This is a genomic window from Thalassoglobus sp., assembly GCF_048270125.1.
Classification (GTDB): Bacteria; Planctomycetota; Planctomycetia; order Planctomycetales; family Planctomycetaceae; genus Thalassoglobus.
This window is the reverse complement of sequence record NZ_JBLWTN010000019.1, coordinates 25,299-48,007: the sequence shown is the minus strand read 5'-3', so window position 1 is coordinate 48,007 and position 22,709 is coordinate 25,299. Positions and strand designations below refer to the sequence as shown.

15 protein-coding genes are annotated in these 22,709 nt (G+C 49.8%); 6 read left to right on the top strand and 9 right to left on the bottom strand.

Going from position 1 to position 22,709, the window contains the following annotated elements; all coding sequences use genetic code 11:
* Window positions 1–54 precede the first annotated feature (54 nt).
* Complete coding sequence (locus ACN0YR_RS17950; RefSeq protein ID WP_417850617.1) at window positions 55–1,494, bottom strand: sulfatase; 1,440 nt, start codon at window positions 1,492–1,494, stop codon at window positions 55–57.
* Between the two features lie 426 nt (window positions 1,495–1,920).
* Between ACN0YR_RS17950 and ACN0YR_RS17945 the strand changes: the two genes are divergently transcribed.
* Complete coding sequence (locus ACN0YR_RS17945; protein ID WP_417850616.1) at window positions 1,921–4,197, top strand: transglutaminase family protein; 2,277 nt, start codon at window positions 1,921–1,923, stop codon at window positions 4,195–4,197.
* 129 nt (window positions 4,198–4,326) lie between these two features.
* Here the strand turns inward: ACN0YR_RS17945 and ACN0YR_RS17940 are convergent, their stop codons facing one another.
* From ACN0YR_RS17940 to ACN0YR_RS17920, 5 genes are all read right to left on the bottom strand, one after another.
* A complete protein-coding gene (locus ACN0YR_RS17940; protein ID WP_417850615.1) occupies window positions 4,327–5,853 on the bottom strand; it encodes a hypothetical protein in 1,527 nt (508 codons plus the stop codon).
* Between the two features lie 20 nt (window positions 5,854–5,873).
* Window positions 5,874–6,983 carry a Gfo/Idh/MocA family protein gene (locus ACN0YR_RS17935; protein ID WP_417850614.1) on the bottom strand — a complete coding sequence of 370 codons (1,110 nt, stop codon included), beginning with the start codon at window positions 6,981–6,983 and terminating at the stop codon, window positions 5,874–5,876.
* 348 nt (window positions 6,984–7,331) lie between these two features.
* Window positions 7,332–8,111: a metallophosphoesterase family protein gene (locus ACN0YR_RS17930; protein WP_417850613.1), complete on the bottom strand. Its 780-nt coding sequence runs from the start codon at window positions 8,109–8,111 to the stop codon at window positions 7,332–7,334.
* Window positions 8,112–8,203: 92 nt separating this feature from the next.
* Window positions 8,204–9,100: a radical SAM protein gene (locus tag ACN0YR_RS17925; protein ID WP_417850612.1), complete on the bottom strand. Its 897-nt coding sequence runs from the start codon at window positions 9,098–9,100 to the stop codon at window positions 8,204–8,206.
* Window positions 9,101–9,199: 99 nt separating this feature from the next.
* Window positions 9,200–10,381 carry a 3-dehydroquinate synthase gene (locus ACN0YR_RS17920; protein ID WP_417850611.1) on the bottom strand — a complete coding sequence of 394 codons (1,182 nt, stop codon included), beginning with the start codon at window positions 10,379–10,381 and terminating at the stop codon, window positions 9,200–9,202.
* Between the two features lie 213 nt (window positions 10,382–10,594).
* Here ACN0YR_RS17920 and ACN0YR_RS17915 point away from each other — a divergent pair, with 213 nt between their 5' ends.
* The 4 genes from ACN0YR_RS17915 to ACN0YR_RS17900 all read left to right on the top strand — a co-directional run bounded on the left by ACN0YR_RS17915 (window position 10,595) and on the right by ACN0YR_RS17900 (window position 14,981).
* Window positions 10,595–11,938: a sulfatase-like hydrolase/transferase gene (locus tag ACN0YR_RS17915; protein ID WP_417850610.1), complete on the top strand. Its 1,344-nt coding sequence runs from the start codon at window positions 10,595–10,597 to the stop codon at window positions 11,936–11,938.
* 169 nt (window positions 11,939–12,107) lie between these two features.
* Window positions 12,108–12,929: an SDR family oxidoreductase gene (locus ACN0YR_RS17910; RefSeq protein WP_417850609.1), complete on the top strand. Its 822-nt coding sequence runs from the start codon at window positions 12,108–12,110 to the stop codon at window positions 12,927–12,929.
* 67 nt (window positions 12,930–12,996) lie between these two features.
* Entirely contained in the window at window positions 12,997–14,490 is a 1,494-nt protein-coding gene (locus ACN0YR_RS17905; protein WP_417850608.1) for a sulfatase, read from the top strand.
* A 335-nt stretch (window positions 14,491–14,825) separates the two neighbouring features.
* Window positions 14,826–14,981, top strand: coding sequence for a hypothetical protein (locus tag ACN0YR_RS17900; protein ID WP_417850607.1), 156 nt, complete (start codon window positions 14,826–14,828; stop codon window positions 14,979–14,981).
* A 22-nt stretch (window positions 14,982–15,003) separates the two neighbouring features.
* Here the strand turns inward: ACN0YR_RS17900 and ACN0YR_RS17895 are convergent, their stop codons facing one another.
* Both ACN0YR_RS17895 and ACN0YR_RS17890 read right to left on the bottom strand, forming a co-directional pair.
* Entirely contained in the window at window positions 15,004–15,261 is a 258-nt protein-coding gene (locus ACN0YR_RS17895; protein WP_417850606.1) for a hypothetical protein, read from the bottom strand.
* Window positions 15,258–15,716 (bottom strand): SRPBCC family protein, encoded by a 459-nt coding sequence (locus ACN0YR_RS17890; RefSeq protein WP_417850605.1) that lies wholly within the window; start codon window positions 15,714–15,716, stop codon window positions 15,258–15,260. The genes ACN0YR_RS17895 and ACN0YR_RS17890 overlap by 4 nt, the downstream gene beginning before the upstream one ends.
* 189 nt (window positions 15,717–15,905) lie before the next feature.
* Here ACN0YR_RS17890 and ACN0YR_RS17885 point away from each other — a divergent pair, with 189 nt between their 5' ends.
* Window positions 15,906–16,871, top strand: a complete 966-nt coding sequence (locus ACN0YR_RS17885; RefSeq protein ID WP_417850604.1) for an alpha/beta hydrolase — start codon at window positions 15,906–15,908, stop codon at window positions 16,869–16,871.
* Window positions 16,872–16,915: 44 nt separating this feature from the next.
* On the opposite strand, the gene ACN0YR_RS17880 is transcribed toward ACN0YR_RS17885, so the two are convergent.
* Window positions 16,916–22,702, bottom strand: coding sequence for a protein kinase domain-containing protein (locus ACN0YR_RS17880; protein WP_417850603.1), 5,787 nt, complete (start codon window positions 22,700–22,702; stop codon window positions 16,916–16,918).
* Between the last annotated feature and the right edge of the window lie 7 nt (window positions 22,703–22,709).

Here is a 22,709-nt window from a genome sequence, read left to right as displayed (position 1 = left end):
TCGAATTTTGGCAGCCTCAAATCGCTCGGCATTCAAAACACGGAGAACAGCTCCTCACGGTCGCCAGGGAGTCTGGTCTGGTGAATTTGGTTGCAGAAATTTTGCGTCGACATCCTTGTACCACTGGTGTAATTCCTTTCTCATTCGGGCAACTTGCGTCGGGTTCTCACTTGAGAGATCGTGTTCCTCACCGGGGTCGTCTGCAAGATTGTAGAGATGCGTCCGGCCATCCTCATATCGCTCCACAAGTTTGTAGTTGCCAGTTCGAATTGCTCCTCCGGGGAATCCCCCCTGGTTACTGTAATGGGGGTAGTGCCAGAACAAGCTTCGATCTTCAAGATGTCCGCCGGTCAGAAGTGGTACAAGACTGACACCGTCGAGTTGTAAATCTTGCGATGCTTCAATCCCAGCGATCTCTAAGAATGTTGGATAGAAATCGACACTCGAAACCGCTTCGCCCCGGACGACGTTCGACTGTCCTCCCTGTGGCCACTTGATAATCATTGGCTCTCGAATTCCCCCCTCGTACAGCCACCCCTTTCCTCCACGAAACGGCAAATTCGAAGTCGGAGAACCTTCTGATGTCGAGAGCCCTCCATTATCAGAAAAGAAGCAGACGACGGTTTCATCATCGATACCGAGCTGTTTGAGTTTCTCAAGAATCCGCCCCACACTGGTATCCATGACCTCCACCATCGCTGCGTAAGTTGCGTGTTTTTGAAGAATGCGAACTTGGCGCTTTGGAGCATTGGGCCAGACCTGTTCCTCTTCAGCAAACTCTGCCAATCCAGAAAACTGTTCAGCCTTCTTGCGATATTTCTGAACAAGATCCTGCGGAGCCTGCAGTGGTGTGTGGACAGTATAAAACGCGAGGTAGAGGAAGAAGGGATCGTCCTGATATTGCTCAAGAATATTCAGTGTCTCATTCGTCAACCGCTCAGTCAGATACTCTCCTTTTGGGCCATCCTCGAGACGTGGATTTTTATACGGAGAGAAATAGGACTTCGGCAAACCGCGTACGTGACCGCCGACGTTCAAGTCAAATCCCTGTCGATCTGGCCAATACGCTTCAGTCGGTCCTAAATGCCACTTCCCAAGAAACGCAGTTTTGTAACCAGCGTGTCGCATCTGTTCGGCAATCGTCGTTTCTTCAAGTGGCATCCGGTCATTCAGCGGAGCAGGTCTGAAAGTTGATTCCCGCTTCCCCGCAAAGAAATTTGTCGCATCGACACGCGTCGGATATTTTCCAGTCAGAATGCTGTAGCGTGTAGGACTGCACACGGGATTCGCTGCGTATCCATCGGAAAACCGAATCCCCTCTTGTGCCAACCGATCCACGTTGGGCGTTTCATAAAATGTATCGGGGTTATTCGCACCGATGTCCATGTACCCGAGATCGTCGACTAAAATGAAGACAAAGTTGGGTCGATCATCAGCTACGACCGAACTCGACATCAGAGCAACAACGCAAAGAAAAATCACGCGGAGAGGCATTATGATCAGACTCCTGACAGCTGAATGGTTGCGATAACGATCACCTTAACGAACTCTCTTCCTGTGAAACAATCGTATGTCTCAAAAAGAAATCCATTAGCCTCCAGAGCACAGCACGCCTTGCTGAATCACTCGAATGCCGTTTCGCTACCATACTCCAACCCGCTCACCGAATGGTGACTTTGCCAGAATCTTGAGCAACTAGCTCTACCGTGCTCCGCCGTAAAAGGTGTCTCAGCATTAAAATTGCTGTTCGTCGCGAGGCAGAACACGAAGTCCAATTCGATAAGAGCGATCATCAGTCGCCGCTTCATCGGATTGAATTTATGACACGAAATTCTTTTGTGACACACTTTTTCTCTCAGAAGTCTGATAGAATCATTCCGCAGTTTTCACTCGCTTCCAAATCGGACCAGGTTGCACAAAATGAATCACTTCAAACAGATTGTCCTTCTGAGTTTCCTCTTAGTCTCTTGCCCGTCTCTACTTCTCAGCCAGGAAACAGAGCCTAAAGAGATGTCGGAAGTGATTGATGTCGCCACCCAGTTGGCTGGCATTTCTTCAGAGCAATTTCTGAAGATGGTGAAGGATGCTCAAGAATCAGTCGTCGTCGTTGAGATGGAAGGGCGCGATGGGAAACCGCTCGGAATTGGGAGTGGATTCATCATCAGCGAAGATGGCCTGATTGCAACGAACCTGCATGTGATCGGTGAAGCACGTCCAGTCCGAGTGCGACTGTTCGATGAACGCGAGTTCCCAGTCACACAGATTCACGGGACGAACAGCACTCAAGATGTGGCGATCATTGCGATCAATGCCAACAAGCTCACCCCGCTGAAGTTGGCCCAGCCTGACAGTTTGAAACAAGGACAACCGATCTTTGCACTCGGGAATCCATGGGGACTCGAACATAGTGTGGTGACTGGTGTCGTCTCTGGATTCCGTGAACATGATGACGGGATGTCCCTGATTCAATTGGCGATTCCGATCGAACAAGGGAACAGTGGCGGGCCAGTGATGGATATGCAGGGGCGAGTTCATGGTCTGATGACGCTAAAATCTCGGGTGACCGACAACTTGGGTTATGCAGTGAAAGCGAATGTCGTTCGTGAACTTCTCGACTCGCCGAATCCGGTTCCAATGTCTCGCTGGATGACAATCGGAGCTTTGAACTCACGAATCTGGGAGCCCACCGGAGACGTTAACTGGAAACACCGCTCAGGCGTCATTTCCGTTTCTGGAACCAGCAGAGGATTCGGTGGACGAGCGTTATGCCTTTCAAAGCTAACTCCACCCGAGCTTCCTTTTGAACTTGCAGTTGATGTCAAAATTGAAGAGGAAGATGGCGCAGCAGGGCTCGTTTTTCATTCCGATGGAGGAGACATTCACTACGGGTTTTATGCCAGCAGTGGCTTACTCCGCTTGACTCGTTTTGATGGACCAACGGTTTACAGCTGGAATGTATTGTCAGACGTACGCTCCCGACATTTTCATGCAGAGGAATGGAATCGGCTGAAGGTCAAATTGACTGAAGAGGCCATTGAATGTTATTGCAACGACGAACTAGTCTTAACTCACCATCAGCCAAAACTGTCCGGTGGGCGGATTGGACTCGTCAAGTTTCGACACACAACTGCCCAGTTCAAAAGATTTGAATTCGCGACAGAACTCGCAAACGAAAAACCGACAGAAGCAACTCGTCTCCGAGTCGTTGAACTGGCGAACGTCATTGAACATCGACATCCACCACAAATGGAAATCGTTCATGAATTCACCGACTTTGATCAAACGGGGATGAAGGCTCTTAAAGCTCAGGCCAAAGTTCTCGAGAAACGAGCCGAGCATCTTCGGCAACTTGCGAGGGAAGTTCACGAGCAACAGGTTCGTCAACAACTGCTGAAAGCGATTCGCAGCGAGAACAATGAACCTGTCAATCTGCTGCATGCCTCGTTATTGATTTCCGCTCTCGACAATTCCGAGATGGTTCCGCAAGAGTACGAAAAACTCTTTGATCAAATGGTCGAAGAGTTTCAGAAAACAGTTCCATCGGATGCTGATGACAAGGAAAAAATCACAAGGCTCAATGAGTTTTTGTTCAAAACGCAGGGATTCCACGGAAGCCGAACGAACTACTATCACGCATCAAACAGCTACATCAACGAAGCGATTGATGACCGAGAAGGATTACCGCTGACGCTTTCGATTCTCTACGTTGAATTTGCCCGTCGCATTGGACTCGACGCTGCAGGAATCGGTCTCCCCGGCCACTTCATCGCGAGAGTCGTCCCCAAAGATGGAACCCCAATCTATATTGATGCATTCGAAGGAGGCAAAGAGATGTCACTTCTTGAGTGTCGCCAGAAAGTCCGTGAGTTTTCCGGCTTCCCCTGGAGTGACACTTATCTTGAACCGCAGTCAGCTGAGAATATAGTCCAGCGAATGTTGCGGAATTTGATTCGAGTCGCTAATGACTCTGACGACGTTGAAGCATCCTTGTGCTACGTTCGGACGATTTTGGCAATCAATCCCGATTCGGTCGATGATCGACTCTATAAAGCTGTCCTCTGCTTGCGAACAAATCGAATTGAAGATGGACTCGCAGAAACAGAATGGGTGCTTAATGAAGCTCCTGAAGGGATCGAACTTCAGCGTGTCCGAGAGCTTCGCAATGCGTTTATTGAGAAGCAAGCTGATTTCGAGTGATCAATCCCGGTCCAGCCAGTTCCGTTAGCAACCATCGCATTGCTCGAACAGGTGATCTCGGGTGCATCCATCGAGTTGTGTGTCCCTTCGAGAGAAGAGAACACGGATAGCCGTTGATTAAGGAGCTGATCAAGGGATAGGGGCTTGAGCCGTTACCTTGACTGAGTACTCACCTTCGTTGTCGGATCGTTCACTCCCAAAATCATTAATGCTGAACATCAACAGACCGGGGTTCTGAAATCGAACTACGGTTCCCTTCCCACAGTCCTTGACTTCAAATGGAGTTGTGACGGTTCCCTGTCCCTCTCCGGGATCGACGAGTACACCTGCTTGTAACCGACCAATCGGTAAGCCCTTTGCATACCGAAGAGTAATCCCCTGTGGTTCACTGATCCAGGGTTTTGGGACGGCTGCTAACGAAACCGTGCCGGTCGCTGTAATCGTATAGGGGACATTCGCTTGCACCAGCACCCCACTCGACTGCCAGCCTCGTTGAGCATTGAACGTTTTTTCAAAGGTTGCCGAAGCTGCAACTGGTTCTGAGTCCCCCAGCTGAAAAGCGTTCGATTGAAAATCCCATCCATAGTCAATCTGACGTGCAAACTGATCCCATTCGGCAGCCAGCAACATCTTCTCTTCAGCGAAAAGTGAATCGGCAAGTTTGAAAAACTTTTTCCCGACCAGATGATTCCCCAACTCACGAAATCGTTTTTGATAACGAGGATGCGAGTCCAGAAACTTGCACAGTGCCCAGCTCCAAGCGTAGGGAGTTGAGCGAGACTTGCTAAATTCGACGGGCCCCAAGTCCGAGGCTTGATCGATGTTCAGCATTCTTCCTGCAGTGACCTCTTCTTGAATCATTTCGATGCGACTCCATCCAACGAACTGTTTGGAGTCGTCCGGAGTGACTGCAAAAGTGACTGTCCCGTCCGGATTCATTCGATGAGTCGCAAAGAGTTCGGCCATTCCCTCTTGATACCAGAGCGGTGGATGAAGACCGGGCATGATCGTCATGAAGCAATGTGTCGCTTCATGAATGAGGAGATGCCGACGATAATAATCGTACTCCTGCTCATGCATCCAGAATTCCTGTCCTCGATGCTGACCATGGTTGAAATTTTTCAGTTCAACAGGAATTAAACCTGCCGATTGAAACAGGTCATGATCTTTGATCAAGTACCCGGTCATCTGGAAATCGGCTCTCGATCTCGCCGGTGGAAGATCACCAAAATAACTCACGTACGAGTCATAAGCCTGATCAATGACTGGCGGCAATTTCCTCGCAATTTCTGGATCGATGTCCGAATAAAGGACCAGTCTTTTCGATTCATACTTGTGGATGCCAACAGCTTTCAGGCGATATTCATCCGGCTGCGTCCGCGTATCGTCCGGACGAAAAATCATTCCGATTTCAGCGTGAGGATCACCACCAGATTTCGTTGGATTCCCCGATGCATCAGCCGTCGCACTCAGCTGACTCTTTGATGGTTCGGAATCGAGATCGACTTCCTCGTCCACAACCCAACTCGGCCCAGCCTTCGACTCAGTTGGATTAACACTGCGCTCCGTCTGAACAGAGGGCTGGACAGGGGGCTCGGCTCCGCGACACCCCCAGAGGAACAGCAGAGAAATCGAAAGCCATGTTGCTTGATTCATCCTGATCAACAAAAAATCCCTTACGCTTTAATATCCACAGGCACGCTTCCATTGCGGGCCGATTCCAGACAGGCATCCATGACGATTTGTGTTTTGAGTGCGATCTCTGGCCAAAATGGATCGGGTTTCCCGGTTAAGGCTAACTGACTGAACGTGCGAAACAGGTTCGTCTCTTGAGAATCGGGTGCGTTGTTGCTGTATTCTCCAATGTGATGAATCCTGGTGTGCTTCTCCATCACACAAACACAACCGGTGAAATCGAAAACGGCATTGTTCACTTCGAACGACATCTCATTGCCGCACCAAGGTAATACAAAATCGTTCAGCGTGATATTCCCCTTTGACCCACTGATGTGAACAAGTTGTTGATGCTCGGTCAAAAATGAATTGTAGAAGCCAGCTGAGGCTCCGTTTTGAAACAATAATTCACCAGAGAATTCCATTGGGACTGGTGACGGACTGTCTTCGCGTCCATGCTGCGAAAGTTGCCGACCAACCACTTGCTGTGGCAATTCATAATTCATTGCGAACAAAGACATTCGAATCGTATACCAGCCAAGATCACCAACACAGCCTTGCGGTTCGAGTTCGCTACTGACTCGAATGTTTCCCTGAATAAATTCTTCCGGGGCACAGAATGAAAAGTGAGATTGAATCCGTTTGATTTTTCCGACACTCTCACCGTCATCAATCACTTTGCGGAGTTCTGGCATTCGCTTGGAATGCATGTACATCACGCCATCCATGAATTGAACATTGTTCTCTTCACAAGCTGCAATCATCTCTTTCAAATCGGAGACGCTGACCGCGCAAGGTTTTTCACACATCACATGTTTGCCAGCCTGAGCAGCCTTAATCACCCACTCCTTGCGAAGACCGGTTGGAAGCGGAATGTAGACGGCATCCACATCATCACGATGTAGAAGTGCCTCGTATCCTTCGACAGCCTCCGGCAATTCTCGAACTGGTCGAGACAACTGACATTCGTCAATAAATGCCTGAGCACTCTCTTGCTTGCGGCTCGCAACAGCCGTCACGACGCCATTCCCTGAATTGCGGATCGCATCCCAGTTCTTCTTGGCAATCGTTGCGGCTCCGAGAATTCCCCAACGACACTTTGACTCACTCATTTCTGATTTTCCCGTTCTTCTACGAATTTCAACCGACATTGAGCATCTTTGAGAATTTCGTCATCAGAAGCAAGCAACGCGCTACTGATCAAGATGTTGAGTAGAACACAGTCCCAGAGAAGGTTTTGAGAACTGATCCTGAAACTTGAAATTGCTCTCTCAATCATCGAGAAAAGCAGCTATTCCAGAAGTTTATGAACCGGCTTGAGTATATTCGGAAGTCAAACGGCCATGCTCATTCGGTGCAAAACCCAAGCAATTCCAAGATTGGTCTCTGCCTTCTTTTCAAGGCGAACAGTCTCTAAAGCCATGAAAGTCTCCCGACCACCACGACTCTTCGATAAAAAGTCAGAACTGCCCGACGCGACGCTCCCGTCCCGGCAGCACTTCTAGACACGTCGTCCACCTGCCGGTAAGAATCGTCTCAATAAACTCTTCGGGCAGTGATTCGTCTTTCATCTCGCGAGCCAGTCTCTCATAGTCATACTCTAACGGAATGAATTCCACCTGACATTGCGAACCGTTCAACGTCAGTAATGTGTACCAGACATTTGTTGCTCCATCATTCTCTGGACGCCCCAACACGCCAACATTGATGAACCGCCGACCTTCAGAGAGCTCACGCTCCCAATGCAACCCGGTATGAGTGCCAAGGAGAATCTCTGCCTGATGGTCGTCAGCAAGCTTCTCCAGAAAATGCGTGCTTGTTGTTGATTCCCAGAGAAATTCATTCGTTTTGCGTGGGCTTCCATGACACAACAGCAGACGCTGCCCTTCATATTCAAAACGTATTTCTGTCGGGAGTTGACGCATCCAGTCTCGATTCAGACGACTTGTGTTTTGATAGGTATATTCATAGCTGATTTGAGCGAAGTGATTGTCACGAGGATCAGTGTATCCACATTGGCAATCCTTTAAATCGTTTCCGATGCTGTTGTCGTAATTGCCTTGAACCACCTGAATGTTGTTCTCATGCAGGAGCGGGAAGACACGATCGGGATGCGGTCCAAATGCTCCTAAATCTCCAAGGCAATAGAGTTGCTCTGCCCCCCGAGCACGAGCGTCTCGGATCGCTGCCTCTAAAGCGAGATAGTTGTTATAGATGCCACCAAAAAACGCCAGTTTCATACTCGATTCTTACCCCTGGATTTCCCCAAGCTCCTCACAAGCTGCAAATTATTGAAGTTCAGCTTGATCACACTCCCTGGTGACTTTGCTCTCTATTCCGGATTTAAGGAGGACGGATTCGAGCAGATTGAACCATACTGATAACAAGTCAGACAGGCTCCATGACTCAGAGCAAATGGTTGCTGCGACTCAATCAGCGAATCTCCCAGAATGGAATCTGGTGCATCCAGGAGAATTGGGCAGACATGGATGCCCCGGTCGGAAACAACTCGACTGTGATTGCAGACCAACTGCGATTCATCAAAGTCAGCCATCATCTCCATCGTAATTCGCTCTGCCTGGCTGTAACCGGACGTTCGTTCCATTTCGGCTCCGAGTTTCAGCCGAGGAAGTATCTTGAGACGCGGACGAGTATATCCATGCTCAGCGAGCACTCTACGAAAGCCTTCCAAGATCTCCCGATCTTCTTCATCAGTCCATGTACGTGTCATCGTGATGATCGGAAGAAAACCAGCGTCGACGAGTTTTTCAACACCCTTTATGGCACGATCGAAAGTTCCGTCTCCGCGGATCGGATCGTTGATCTCTTTGGTTGGTCCATCAATGGAGACACGAAATTCAAGAGTGTAGCCAGAACGATTTTCCGCGTCTCGCAATCGGAGAAGCCATTCTTCTTTGAGAACAGTTCCGTTTGTCAGGACTGTCGCCGGTCCATAGGTAAGTGTCTCTTCCAGAATCGACACCATTTCTTTGTTGAGAAATGGCTCACCTCCTGTGAAATAGTATTCCTTCACTCCCAGCGTCACCGACTCCTGCAGCCTCCTGGAAATTTCTTCTCGTGAGAGAAAACCGAATGAATCATTCTTCGGGCTACAACTGATAAAGCAGTGTGAACATTCCAAATTGCAGAGCGTTCCAGAGACCTGAAACCACAATTCATCCAGCGACTTCAACTCAATCTGCGGAATATCTTCAACGACTGCTGGCATCAAAACGAATGACCTTTCTGCATGAATTTCGGAAACGGGGCCTCATCATGCTACCATTCTGTCAATTACGAACAATCGTTCAGTGAGCTAACTCACCGATCAACCCTCCGACTTCTTTTTCGCAGCGGTCGACATGAAATTTGCAACGTGTTCAATGGCCTGCAACATTTTCACATCGTCGACTTCGTGAACATTGATCTTCCGACCAATTTCCGGCAGCATCGTCAAAGTCAGCCGACCACCAAGATGCTGGCGAAATTCTTCGAGGCCTTTCATCAGCTCTTCAGTCTCATGTAAAGCTGGATGGTCAAGGGAGAGGCCAAGGTTATGCAGGCAGTGCAAGACACGCTCTGCGTCCCCCTTTGGGAATCCATAGACCAGCGATGAATAAACCGTATCGACCGCCACACCGATTGCGACAGCTTCACCATGTCGCAATTCGAAATTCGTCATCGGCTCAAGCTTGTGCGCCGACCAATGACCATAGTCGAGTGGTCGGGCTTCCAGCGCTTCAAAGGGATCGCCCTCTTGTGTGATATGTTCAAGATGCAGTTGCGCGGAGCGACGAATCACCGGACGTACTGCATCCATGTTCCGATCTCGAATCTCTTTGGCGTTCTGTTCGATTCGTTCGAACTCCTCGCGATCTTTTAATAGAGAGACCTTGACCGCTTCGGAAAATCCGTTTCGAAAATCTCGATCCGGCAATGTCAACAGCATCTCTTCATCGTTGATCACGGCCCATGGGACATGAAACGTTCCGACCCAGTTCTTCTTGGCAAACAAGTTGACACTATTTTTGACACCGACTCCGGAATCTGCCTGAGCAAGTGTCGTCGTCGGAATCCGAATCAATCGAATCCCGCGATGTGCGATCGCAGCAGCAAACCCCACAGCATCGAGAACAGCACCGCCGCCGATCACGACGATGTAACTTCGTCGATCCAAATCGGCAGCATTGATCACCTTGAGCATCCGCTCAATGATGTGAATATCATTCTTGACCGCTTCTCCGCCAGGACATGTTTGGATCTTTCCAATGAGTTCAAATTGATCGCTATAACGAGACGCAAAAGTCCGGATTCGCATGCTCAAATCTGGCTGCGCCTTTGCGACTTGCTCATCAACCCACACCTGAACGCGCGGTTGTTGGTCACCAGAAGATTCCAGTAAATCGAGTAAAACTGCCTGGTCTTTTCCGAAAAGATCCTTCGTGAACCTTAACCGATGCACACAAGGCACGTGAAAATCAATATCGATTGCTGAATTCTGTTGCGACATATCTCAATCTTGGCAGGAGCAGCGAAGGCTATCAGGGGAGGGATTTTCGAGAGTGGTTTGAATAATCAAACGATTCTTGCGCATTATACGAGGGAATGCAAGCATCCTTCCGTTTAGCCCCACACTTATGGTGTAAAGCGAATCGGACAAATCGAGGCCTCTATGAGATCGTTTTCAATAACTCACCGATTCATTCTCTCAGCAATATTCTCTTTGACAACTCTCGTCGGATCGACGTATGCCGCTCCGAACATTCTGTTCATCATGACCGATGATCAGCGGCCCGATACCATTCATGCTCTCGGGAATGACGAAATTCGAACTCCAAACCTGGATCAACTCGTTCACCGGGGGACAACATTTACTCGGGCAATCACTGCGATCCCGATTTGCGTTGCGAGTCGAGCGGAACTTCTGACCGGTCGTGATGGTCGCCTGAATGGTAAAAAGGACTTCGGATTCTCTCCCAAGGAAGGGGTTACCTCACTTGGAACCGTAATGCACGATGCCGGATACGAAACCTGCTATGTCGGCAAGTGGCACACACGTGGACGCCCCAGCACCCATGGATATGAAACCGTCGAAGGACTGTTCTCTTCAGGCGGAGGTAAGTTTCCGCTCACGTTCCCGAAAGACTGGAAGGGGATGGACGTCACTGGGTATCGAGGTTGGATCTTCCAAACCGACGACGGGAAAAAATTCCCCGAAAAAGGAGTTGGCCTAACCCCTAACATCAGTGACGATTTCACAGACGCAGCGATTCGGTTCCTCAACCGACGTTCGGATCGTCCATTCTTTCTTCATGTGAATTACACAGCTCCACACGACCCACTCTTTGTCCCGGAAGGTTACGAAGGGAAATATACTGCTGAAAGCGTTTCACTACCGGTGAACTTCAAAACCGATCACCCGTTCGATCACGGGAATGCGATGGGACGCGACGAAGTCCTTTACAGTTATCCAAGAACCAAACAGCAAACGAAAGAAGGCCTCGCTGTCTATTACGCTGTGATTGAACATCTCGATGCCGCTGTCGGAAAACTTCTCGATGATCTGGAATCAAAAGGGCTTGATGACGAGACCATCGTCATCTTCAGCAGCGATCACGGACTGGCGATGGGAAGTCATGGATTGCGTGGAAAACAGAACATGTACGAGCACAGCATTGGCGTCCCGCTCATCTTTGTGGGTCCGAACATTCCAAAGAAAAACATCATCGCTGCGCAGTGCTATCTTCGAGATCTATACCCGACAATTTGTGACTTCGCAGGAGCCACCATCCCGAAAACCGTCCAAGGGAAATCGATTGTTCCAGTCATTGAAGGTAAGCAGAAAACCATTCACGATGTCGTCTTCGGAAACTTTAAGGACTCACAGCAAATGGTCCGAACTGATCGCTGGAAATATATTCGCTATCCTTTAGTCAAGAAAGAACAACTGTTCGATCTCGACAACGATCCCAGTGAGTTAATCAACCTCGTCGACAATCAAGAGCACGCACTGATCTTGAATCAATTGAGAACAAAGTTGAGTGCATGGGAAGCAGAGGCGAAGTAAACTGGGTTCGAATTCTTTCCCAACACTGAGCCAGATGCTTGAAGTCTTTGGAGAGAGTAAATTGCTCGACCGATAGCCCGCTAACAGCGGCTTCGAAAAGAGAATAATGTCTGTCGACATGGCAGATCGCGAATACGATTTCGAAAGTTGCACTTAACAAAAAATCATCATGGACCTGAAACTTCAAGGCAAAATCGCACTCGTCACTGGTGGTTCAAAAGGAATCGGGCTGGGAATTGTACGCTCGCTCATCGCCGAAGGAGTCAAAGTTGCCAATGTAAACCGTAGCGAAAAAGAAGGCCGACTTCTTGAACAGGAATACGCCGAGCAAGGACTGGACTGCGTTTTCATACAAGGTGACCTGACAGACCTCGCCGCCTGTAAAAATGCCGTTGAGAAGACAGTCAAGCGTTTTGGTCGCATTGATATTCTCGTTAACAATGCGGGCGTCAACGACGGAGTCGGCCTGGAAGCAGGGCCGGAAGCATTTATGACGTCGCTGCAAAGGAACCTTGTCCACTACTACGCAATGGTCCACTATGCTCTCGACACTCTGAAGGCTTCGCAGGGAACGATCATCAATATCGGCTCGAAGGTTTGTGAAACGGGGCAGGGAGGAACTTCCGGATATGCTGCTTCGAAAGGGGGCGTGAATGGCCTGACGCGCGAGTGGGCAGTCGATCTGGCTCCACATGGAGTTCGGGTGAATGCGGTACTTCCAGCGGAAACGTGGACACCGCTCTACGAAAACTGCCTGGCTGCCATGCCCGATCCAGAACAAGCGAAGCACGAGATCGAACAGCTGATTCCACTCGGCAAGCGATTCACGACGATTGAAGAACTCGCGGATATGGTCGTCTTCCTGGCTTCCCCACGTTCCAGCCACACCACCGGACAAATTATTTTTGTCGATGGCGGTTACACTCACTTTGATCGAAAATGTACCATCCCCAGCGACGTCGCCTCCTTCGGCGCCGCGAACGAAACGTAATTCTTCAAGCTCTGCAAATTGAGATTCAAAACAAAGATCAATTTCCTCCCAAATTGAGTTCATCGATATGCGTTCTCCAAGTCTGACAACTTTTTTCTTGACGCTGTTAGCAGCTGTCTGTTTCTTTCCGCATCTTGCAAACGCACAAGAGAAGAAAGACGAAGTCAAGAATCCTCAGAAAAAGTACAACGTTCTGTTCATTATCTCTGACGATCTGACATCGACTGCGCTCTCCTGTTACGGAAACAAAGTTTGCAAAACGCCAAACATCGATGCTCTCGCGGAGAGGGGAGTTCGCTACACACGTGCCTATTGCCAAGGGACATATTGCGGACCATCGCGGGCATCGTTTTTATCAGGGTACTATCCTCATGCAACAGGGGTGCTCGGTTACAAGAACCCACGTCCGCAAATCGGAGACCGTGCAACATGGCCTCAACACTTCAAGAACAACGGCTACTATTCTGCCCGCGTGAGTAAACTTTTCCACATGGGAGTCCCGGGCGGAATCCAGGTCGGTGGTGATGGTCGAGACCATGATGGCGGGAACGGAGCAGATGATGCTGCTTCTTGGACTGAACGCTTCAACAGTCCTGGACCGGAGTGGATGGCCAAAGGAGACGGAGAAACACTCGAAGGAAACCCCGACGGTAAAAAGCCGGTCGTAGGCGGCAACACATTTGTTGTCGTCGAAGCTGACGGTGACGATCTTGTTCATTCGGATGGAAAGACAGCTGCGAAAGCGGCAGAACTTCTCGCACAACATAAAGACAAACCGTTTTGGCTCGGCGTCGGTTTCGTTCGTCCGCATGTTCCATTTGTTTCACCCCGAAAATACTACGAACCGTTCTTACCCTATTCATCGATGGTTCTACCGGAGAAATTCCCCGGTGACTGGGACGACATCCCCAAGGCAGGCATCAACTACAAAACCAGTCAGAACATGAAGATGGACATTCGGCGTCAGAAAAAAGCGTTGGGTGGCTACTATGCTTCCGTCGCCTTTATGGATGCACAAGTCGGCAAAGTTTTAAAGGCACTCAAAGAGAACGGACTTGAAGAGAACACCATCGTCATCTTCACGAGCGATCACGGCTACCATCTCGGCGAACATGACTTCTGGGCAAAAGTCAGCTTGCGAGAAGAGTCCGCATCGGTCCCTCTGATCATCAGTGTCCCCGGAAAGAAACCTGCCGTCTGCAACAGCCTTGTCGAACTTCTTGACCTGTACCCGACGATCTCCAACCTCTGCGGGATCGCAGCCCCAGAACATGTTCAAGGCAAAGACATTTCCCAAACACTCGACAGCCCCAATCACGAAGTTCGCGAGGCAGCCTTTAGTGTTGCTCCGTCTCGAAAAGGATTCCTACTTCGCGAAGACCGCTGGGTTTACATTCAATACAAAGAAGACGCCTCCGCCGGGATTGAACTCTTCGACATGGAAAACGATCCCAAACAATACACCAACCTCGCCAGCTTGCCCGAACACGCGAGTCGTGTGGAAAGCTTCAAAGCCAAACTTGCTGCGAAGTTGAAAGAGGTTCGCAATAATGATCTGTAGATCGATGACTTTTCAAACCAGTTTGTGATGCACGTTTCCCAGAGCAGGGCAAGTTGCGTAGTGTGGTTCTTGAGCCCCGGATGATTCAGCTGTGGAATATAATTTCGAAGCCGAAAGAAAGAACAGCCTATCCTGCATCAGGGGCATTACTGATTCCCTTAATCACACGGTCTGCAATCCAGGCTTGAAGTGCAGTCCTTTGAATGACTTATGTCTCACCGACCACAATAATTCAAGAATCGGTGCGGATTCATTGATCCATGAAGTTCGTCAGCACGTTTTCTCCATGACAGCTCTTGTCATGTCACTTTGACACACATTTCAAGGAGAAAATGATGGACCTCTTCAGCGTGATTGGATGTGCATTTGGAATCATCGGGCTGATCTGCGGACTTCATGGCATGTCCAGCGCCCAACGACTCAACAGACTGGAAAAACAACTCAAAGAACTCCACGTCATTGATACCGAGTTCAACTCAAGTTCGCCATGAAATTGTCACTCTTCTTCAGCTCTTACTTTTCCGCTTCTTCTGCTTTCATTCGCTCGGTTTTGGCGATCAACCAGTGCCCCCAAGTGAAGTAATGGAAGGAGAGGAAGAAGCAGAACCCAGCAAACACGGTCAGGAGTTTGGCGAAATCGGGCATGATTAAAGAGATCAGACCGATGAATCCGCCGACACAAAGCAGGACGAAAAAGAGAGCGAGCCAAGTCCCTTTGTTCTGGGCCTGCTGCCTTTCTCGTTGATTGTCTCCCGGAAGTTTTGGGCTCATGAGATGACGCCTTGCTCGATAAATTCTTTGAGCTTTTGATCGCGGATGAACATCCCGTCTTCGAGTTGGTCGATGATTTTTGCTTCGGTTAAAAAGAACCCAATCATTCCTCCAGGTGGCTCAAATTCAACACGGTCGATCTTCGAACACCCGTCAGGTCCAGCTTGATAGATATGATGGTGCCGCCAGGCTTTCATCGGACCTTCGAGTTGTTCTTCAACGATCAGACTTGGAGAAGAGAACTCGACGACTTGGTATTTCAGAGTATGGATTTGTCCAAAGCTGGCAATTTGGAATTCCAGCTCCACACCTTGGCTGAGTGTTTCAGGTGGCGAGACGAACTTGATCCCCAGATCCGGATTGCTCACTTTGACGACGTTTTCTGGTCGTGACATAAAATCGAAGAGCCCTTCGACCGAACAGGCAAGTGAGGAGGTGTTTTCAAAAACTGGCATCGCCGTCTCAACTCAAGATAGAAAGAAATTTGTTGTCCGAGTGACTGAAATATCACTCTAACGGAACCGCGATTGAAAATGAATCGAACATCAAAGCTTCACAATAGCTAGAATCATCGAGTGTTGATGCGATTTTTGTTGACAAGAGATTCCATTCGCTTGATGATTCTCTCAGCGCAGGCGAATTCTGTGAAAACATTCACCCTTGGCGATATGATGCCCTCGAATCATAATCCACAAAAAATCAACTTTTTGATTGCCGGATTGGCTTCGATGTGGCTGGCAGGGTGTTCTGGTTCTCCCGTACAGGTCAGCCAATCCCCCTCTCCGATATCAAACTCTCCTTCCCCGAAGGAACCGACTGAGACAGAGCAGGGGGACTCATCAGCGGATATTCCCAAGATCCGGAGCATTGATGAGTTGTTGCTCTTTCAACCATCGAAGTACCCCGAAGGAGTTTGGACTCCTCAGGATCTCAACTATCTCGATGTCTATTTTGAATCTGCGGATGGGACACGCATCCACTCCTGGTACTGCGAGACGGAATCGCCCATAGCTCACATTCTGTTCCTCCATGGAAACGCCGGGAACTTGAGTGGGCGAAGCAGATTCCTGAAGAAGCTTCAGGAAGAGCATCACGTTTCGGTCCTGTGTGTCGACTACCGTGGGTATGGACGCTCCGAAGGAAAGACGACCGCCGAAGGAGCGATTGCCGATGCCAAAGCGGCCCGCAAAGAATTCGCCAAGCTCGCCAATATCAAGGAGCAAGATGTCGTGCTGATGGGACGATCACTCGGAGGAGCAATTGCCATTCAATTGGCTGCTGACCTGAAACCGAAAGGACTCATCGTCGAAAGTTCGTTTTCTTCACTGAAGAGCGTTGCGAAACATCACTTTCCCAAGCTGGCCTGGTTGGTCCCGGAAGAGAAATTGAATTCAGAAGCAACAATCAAAAACTGCACTGCTCCGGTTCTCATCAGCCATGGCGACCGTGACCAAGTCATTCCCGACAAGTTCGGCAAAGCCCTCTTCGCAGCCGCCAACGAGCCGAAGCGGTTTGTGACAATCCCCGGAGCCGGTCACAACGACCGGCATTCCCAAGAGTACGATCAAATTTTTGACCAATTTTTACGGTCATTAAACTCAAATGAATGACTTGCTTCGTCACCCACCTGAAGTGGTGTCCTCTCAAATTACGACTACTCAGACTTGTCTTGATCGGACCGATTCCAGCTGGTTGTGAGCCAGACGACGGCGGTTCCATCTCGGCTGCCGGTCACGACCTGTTGACCATCTGGAGAGACGGAGATCGAAGTCAACTCCTGACTTTGCTCAGTGAGCGTAAGGATTTCAGCACCTTCCCGTCCGGGAGTGGCGTCCCAGAGTTTTGCGGAGTTATCCTGACTGGCAGTAAACAGCCGTGATCCATCTTCCGCAAAACAGACTGCAGAGATCGCGGCTGTGTGTCCATCGTAGATCGCTATGAGTTCGTGAGTCTCCACATCCCAAAGACGTGCCTGGTTGTCTTCACTCCCGGTCACGACTCGCGTTCCATCTGGAGAAAACGCTCCACAGAGAAGGCCCCATTGGTGTCCGATGAACGGTGTCCCAATCTGTTGACCTGTTTTGACATCCCAAAGTCTGGCAGTCCGGTCATTCGAGACGGTCAGAATTTTCTGACCATCGGGTGAAAAGATCGCTTCTCGAACTCGTCCGGTATGTCCGGAATATGTTTGAATAACTTCCCCCGTCTCAACATCCCAGAGCTTGGCGGTCATGTCATCCGATCCAGTGAGCACCATTTTATTATCTGGTGAAAACGAAACACTGTTGACGTATCCACGATGTCCACCCTGCAGCTTGATGACCGCTTGCCCCGATTGCACATCCCAAACCTTCGCAGAGTTGTCCCAACTCCCTGTTACGATGTATTTCCCATTCGATGAGAATTCGGCAGCGGCAACGGCACCATGTGGGCTGAACGAAATTTCCTTGCGGAGTGTTACGGCATCCCAAATATGTGCTTCACTTCCCCCCACGGTCAAAATCGAATGTCCATCTTCTGTAAACCTCGCAGACCAGACTAAGCCACCCAACTTCTGAAAGTCGAGGAGCGGAGGACCAATCACCTGTTGTGGGTTCTCATTTTTCAAGTTGAGAGCTCGAACGGTATTGTCCGTGGAGACGATGATCGCATGGTCCCCTTGCGGAGTAAAACTGACATCGTTGATCGCGAATTTGTCAGTATTGACCGATCGAATTTTCTCTCCGTTTTCTGTGTTCCAAAGATTTACGGTTGACCCTGGATTCAGTAAGTCTGAATCCAGCATAGAGACGGAAATGAGCCGAGTCCCGTCATTGGAAAGGGCCAGCGACGTGACGCTCGACGAATGCTTGAGAATCGCATCCACATTTTCCTGACCAGTTCTGGAGCTGACCTGACTCACAGTGTGATCGGAACTGGCCATGTAAATCGTTTTTCCATCTGAAGAGAACAGGCAGCCTGTGATTCGGCTGCGGTGGTGCCGTTCGCTCCAGAGCAGACTCTGAGTTTCAAGATCCCAAAGGATCGCTCTTCCGCGAGAATCGCAAGTCACAAGTTCGTTTTTCTGAGGTGAGAAGGCGATCGCAGTGACTCGACTGTAGTGGCCTTTCAACTCAGCAGGTTTGAGTTTGGAAAGGAGATCAGCACTTTGCACACCAGCTTCAGCCGCTTTCACAAGTTGTTCAACATCCCAAACAATCACACCATTTTCTGCACGCGATTCCTCACCCGATAACGCAGGACGTTCATCGTCACCAAGTGGCGGATCATGTCCTGTGATCAAATATTTTCCATTTGGCGAAGCAGCGATGACAGCCGAGCGACCGGTGTTTGGAATTCGCAGGATTTGCGTCCCCGACTCGACATTCCAAAGTCGTACAGAATTATCAGCAGCAGCAGTCGCAAGTATTCGTCCACCCGGAAGGAAGACGCCAGATGAAGTGAGGAAATCGTGTCCTTCTTGGAAGGTACGGATCAACTGACCTGTTTTCGCATTCCAGAGACGCGCAGTTCTGTCGCGACCTGCAGTCAGAATTTGATCACCACTGTTTGAGAATTTCGCTCCCAGCACAGAGTCTTCATGACCGACTAATTCTCGTCCATTCAAGACGCGAATCTCTTCATATTGATCGACGTGCCAAATGATCACGCGGTCATCCTGAGCCCCCGAGATCACCTCTCGTCCATCAGGAGAGATATCAACCGCCAGGACTCCACTGTAATGCCCACGAAATGTTTTGATCGGTCTCATCGTCGCTGTCGACCAAACTTTCACAGCGTTGTCTCGGCCTCCAGAGACAAGGATCTGCCCATCTTTCGAATAGACGACCGACTGAACTGCAGAGGTGTGCCCCAACAATTCTCGGTAATAGACAGATTCAACTTTGTTCACCAACAAGTTATCGATGCTAAATGGCGGAACATCATCAGGATTCCAGAGGAAGACTTTTTTGTCGTAGCTGGCGGTGGCAACTTCTTGTCCGTTCGGCGCGTAGGCAACGGAATAAATGGGGCCTTGATGACCGGTAAAGATCGCTTCTTGAACCATTGTTATCGTCGGCTGTTCAACCTCTTTGACATCCTGCAATAACGCCACACTTGTGAACGGAAGCGGCCCATCTTCGTTTTTCAATGTCCAGACAATCGCTTTACCGTCCTGGCTGACGGTGACAATTCGATTATCCGCTTCTGGATTTCGCGGATCGAAATCAGGACTGAACGCCCCATCCCAGACCCACCAGGAGTGACCTGTCAAAACTTGAACCTGAGTCGGTTGGGCCGGATTGGTCAAGTCCCAAATGCGGGCTGTTTCGTCATAAGAGCAAGTGAGTAACCACTCTCCTGAAGGGGAGAACTTCACACCAACAACGGCGTCGTCATGCCCATTAAATTTTGCGAGCAGCTCACCCGTCTCAGGGTCCCAAAGTCGAATGCGGCCAGTTAAATCACTCCCTGCGGTCGCAATCATTTTTTGATCGGGGGACCACGCAACAGAATGAACATACAGCCCATCCTGTGGGAGTTCGCGAATCAATTTCTGATTCTGCAAATCCCAGATGCGAGCTTTATTATCCCAGCTTCCGGTGAGAAGTTGCTTCCCATCCGGCGAAACCTCCACTGCATCCACGGGACCGCCTGTCTTCATACTCTCTGAAGATTGCTCACACAAATGCATGAGCCGCCCCCATTCCCAGTTCCGACGTTTTGGAGGACATTGCTGCAATAATTCCATGGCGACATCGAATGCGTTCTCGTTAATTTTCGCAGCAGCCAACCCAATTCGGGCGATATACGCTTCGTACTCTTCTGCTTCTTTAGCAGCCACTGCAAGCTGACGCTGTTTGTCCGCTTCGTCACGTTCTTTCCTGGCGATCGCTTCTTGCATTTCTGCCAACTTTCGCTGCTTATCTGCTTCGCTCTTCTGTTTCTCGGCAAGTTTGCGTTGTTTATCTGCTTCCTCTTTCTCCATCAGTGCGATCTTGCCCTGTTTGACCGCTTCCATTTCATTTGCAATCGCGATGATCCGCTGTTCGTTCGCCTCCTGCTCTTTCATGGCTGCAATCATCGCCTGTTTCTTTGCTTCGGCTTCCTGAACTTTGGCAATTTTTGTTTGCTCTTCAGCGATATCTTTCTGATCACGTACTTCAACCAGTGCGACTTGCAGATTTTCGTTCGCTTTTTCAGCCTCACTTTTCTTTTGCTCAGCAAGTGCTCTCTGTACGTCGGCGATCCGCTCTTGCTTTTGAGCTTCTTCGCGTTCGCCTTCCGCAATCGCTTTCTGGTTCAAGGCTTCGTTGCGTTCAGCCCGGATCATCACGAAGCCAATTGAGACGACAATGAGAAAGCAAGCTGCCATGGCCATGATGGCGCGTTTGGCAAGCTTCAAACGTCCCTGTCGAGCATCACGCTCTGCTTGATCATGAAGGATTTGCGAGCGAAGCTCCTGATGATCTTCTCGTTCGGGCGACAGCAGCGAGAGTGCAAGGTCGAAGTCTTCTTTTTGATGTGCGTTGGTCGCATAACTCAGCTTGGCCTCATAGACCCCTTGCGCTGCCTCTTTGTTTCCGGACCACAAATCACGTGCTTGCTCGAACCCAAACACAGCCTTGGAGAAGTCATTGTAATCCCCCGTTTTCTGGGCAACTTGAAGGTCTGCACGCGATTTGGCAGCCAGCGCTAAACTTTCAGAGTGCTCCAGATATGAACGAACATCGTCCTGGAATTCGAGAACGCTGGGATGCCGATCTTCAATATTTGTGGCCATCGCCTTGAGTGCGATGTCAATCAATTCCCCTTTTTCTTCGGTGGGGCGGATTGTATTTCGCATCGCAGCAAGAAGGCACTGCTGCACTTTTTTCCCAGGGTGAGGTGCTTTGCCAGTCACAATTTCCCAGAGCATCGCTCCCAACAGATACACATCACTTTGCGGAGTGATGCGGTCAATGGGTCCAGTCGCCATCTCGGGAGACATGTACGCTGGAGTCCCCCCCATACTGGAGAACTGCCGGATTTTCTGGGCTTTGTCGAACTGATTCATCGGGAGCGCCAGGCCCCAATCCATCACCAGCACTTCGCCGAACTTCCCGAGCATCACATTTTCGGGCTTCAGGTCGCGATGGACGATTCCTCGAGCATGCGCAAATGCGACAGCATCAGCGACATCCAGCAGGATTTGTAGATTCTCATGTCGCGACTTCTTTTTAATGACATTCAGCCACGGCGTCCCTTTCACCTGTTTCATTGCATAAAACAAGCTGCCTGCTGAGTCCGTTCCAACATCATAAATTGGCACGATATTCGGGTGATCCAGATCACCCGTGACAATGGCCTCAGCAAGAAACTTATTGCGTTGACCACGCTTCTTCGCATAAGGCCCCTTGATCATTTTGACCGCAACATTTCGATCAACTGAAGTTTGCTTTGCCGACCAGACGACCCCCATCCCCCCTTCGCCGAGCACGCTCAGCAATTCGTACTCAGGAGAATTCAGGCTCGTTCTTGCGTCTTCCGTACTTTGCATCGAACGCATAGGAACAGAGGTAATCGTGTCCTCAGGAGAACCCTCGCTCGCCTGCGAATCATGACGAGACTTGATCGTCATCTCCGGCCCTTCGCCCGGACGTGTTACCCAGTTCGATTGCAGTGTTTTCAGCTCATCCGCATCTGCATCATCATTTGAAATTAATGTCTGACTCGAATCCATGGTCGCAGAGTCATCGTCGTAGTCGGAAACAAGTGTTTCGTCGTAGCTGTCACCATCGTCGATGTCGATTGTCTGATCACTGAACGCTTCCGCCTCAATGGTTCGTTGCTGATCGTCTTCAGGCTTCTCTTTCAGAAGTTGCTCAGCTTCCTCTCCGACAACAGTATCCATATTTCCAGAGTCGTCATCGTCGTCACTCTCTTCAACATATGTTGAATCGGCATCCGCTTCCGCCTCTAATGTCCCAGCGTGGTCGGCCTCCTCTGGAGAAGATGAGTCTGGAAGTTGATACGTTTTGTCCGGCATCTCGGCTGTTCCGCCGACATCTTCATCATCATCTTCGACATCGGTTCCGAGCTCGGGAATTGTGGCGTCAGGATTCGCTGGGGCGATCTGCCCATGAACTTGTTCATCAAATGCAATCGTCTGTTCCCCGGGCTCAGCGATCTGTTCACCAAGTTCATCCTCCAGGTAGGTTTCATCATCGCCCGTAGAGTCCCCAACAGAATCGCCCCCAGCCTCATCTGCTTCAGCCGCTTTCTGAAGTTCGAGCAAAGACGCATCATCAACGGTTCTCATTTCCGCAGAATCAACGAATTCGTCACTCGCAAAGGTTTCCGCTGAATCATTAGGAGACGGATCTGAATCCCTGGGGGAGACAATTTCCTGACCGCACGATGGGCAGCGATCAAGATCGTCTGAGAAGAGTTCACATTTACAAAATGGACACTGGTTCATGGCAAGT

Excerpts from the sequence above, each read along its gene's own strand:
- ACN0YR_RS17930 (WP_417850613.1), bottom strand. The coding sequence starts at position 8,111 with ATGAAACTGGCGTTTTTTGGTGGCATCTATAACAACTATCTCGCTTTA.
- ACN0YR_RS17940 (WP_417850615.1), bottom strand. The coding sequence starts at position 5,853 with ATGAATCAAGCAACATGGCTTTCGATTTCTCTGCTGTTCCTCTGGGGG.
- ACN0YR_RS17950 (WP_417850617.1), bottom strand. The coding sequence starts at position 1,494 with ATGCCTCTCCGCGTGATTTTTCTTTGCGTTGTTGCTCTGATGTCGAGT.
- ACN0YR_RS17920 (WP_417850611.1), bottom strand. The coding sequence starts at position 10,381 with ATGTCGCAACAGAATTCAGCAATCGATATTGATTTTCACGTGCCTTGT.
- ACN0YR_RS17925 (WP_417850612.1), bottom strand. The coding sequence starts at position 9,100 with ATGCCAGCAGTCGTTGAAGATATTCCGCAGATTGAGTTGAAGTCGCTG.
- ACN0YR_RS17905 (WP_417850608.1), top strand. The coding sequence starts at position 12,997 with ATGCGTTCTCCAAGTCTGACAACTTTTTTCTTGACGCTGTTAGCAGCT.
- ACN0YR_RS17895 (WP_417850606.1), bottom strand. The coding sequence starts at position 15,261 with ATGAGCCCAAAACTTCCGGGAGACAATCAACGAGAAAGGCAGCAGGCC.
- ACN0YR_RS17900 (WP_417850607.1), top strand. The coding sequence starts at position 14,826 with ATGGACCTCTTCAGCGTGATTGGATGTGCATTTGGAATCATCGGGCTG.
- ACN0YR_RS17880 (WP_417850603.1), bottom strand. The coding sequence starts at position 22,702 with ATGAACCAGTGTCCATTTTGTAAATGTGAACTCTTCTCAGACGATCTT.
- ACN0YR_RS17945 (WP_417850616.1), top strand. The coding sequence starts at position 1,921 with ATGAATCACTTCAAACAGATTGTCCTTCTGAGTTTCCTCTTAGTCTCT.
- ACN0YR_RS17890 (WP_417850605.1), bottom strand. The coding sequence starts at position 15,716 with ATGCCAGTTTTTGAAAACACCTCCTCACTTGCCTGTTCGGTCGAAGGG.
- ACN0YR_RS17935 (WP_417850614.1), bottom strand. The coding sequence starts at position 6,983 with ATGAGTGAGTCAAAGTGTCGTTGGGGAATTCTCGGAGCCGCAACGATT.
- ACN0YR_RS17910 (WP_417850609.1), top strand. The coding sequence starts at position 12,108 with ATGGACCTGAAACTTCAAGGCAAAATCGCACTCGTCACTGGTGGTTCA.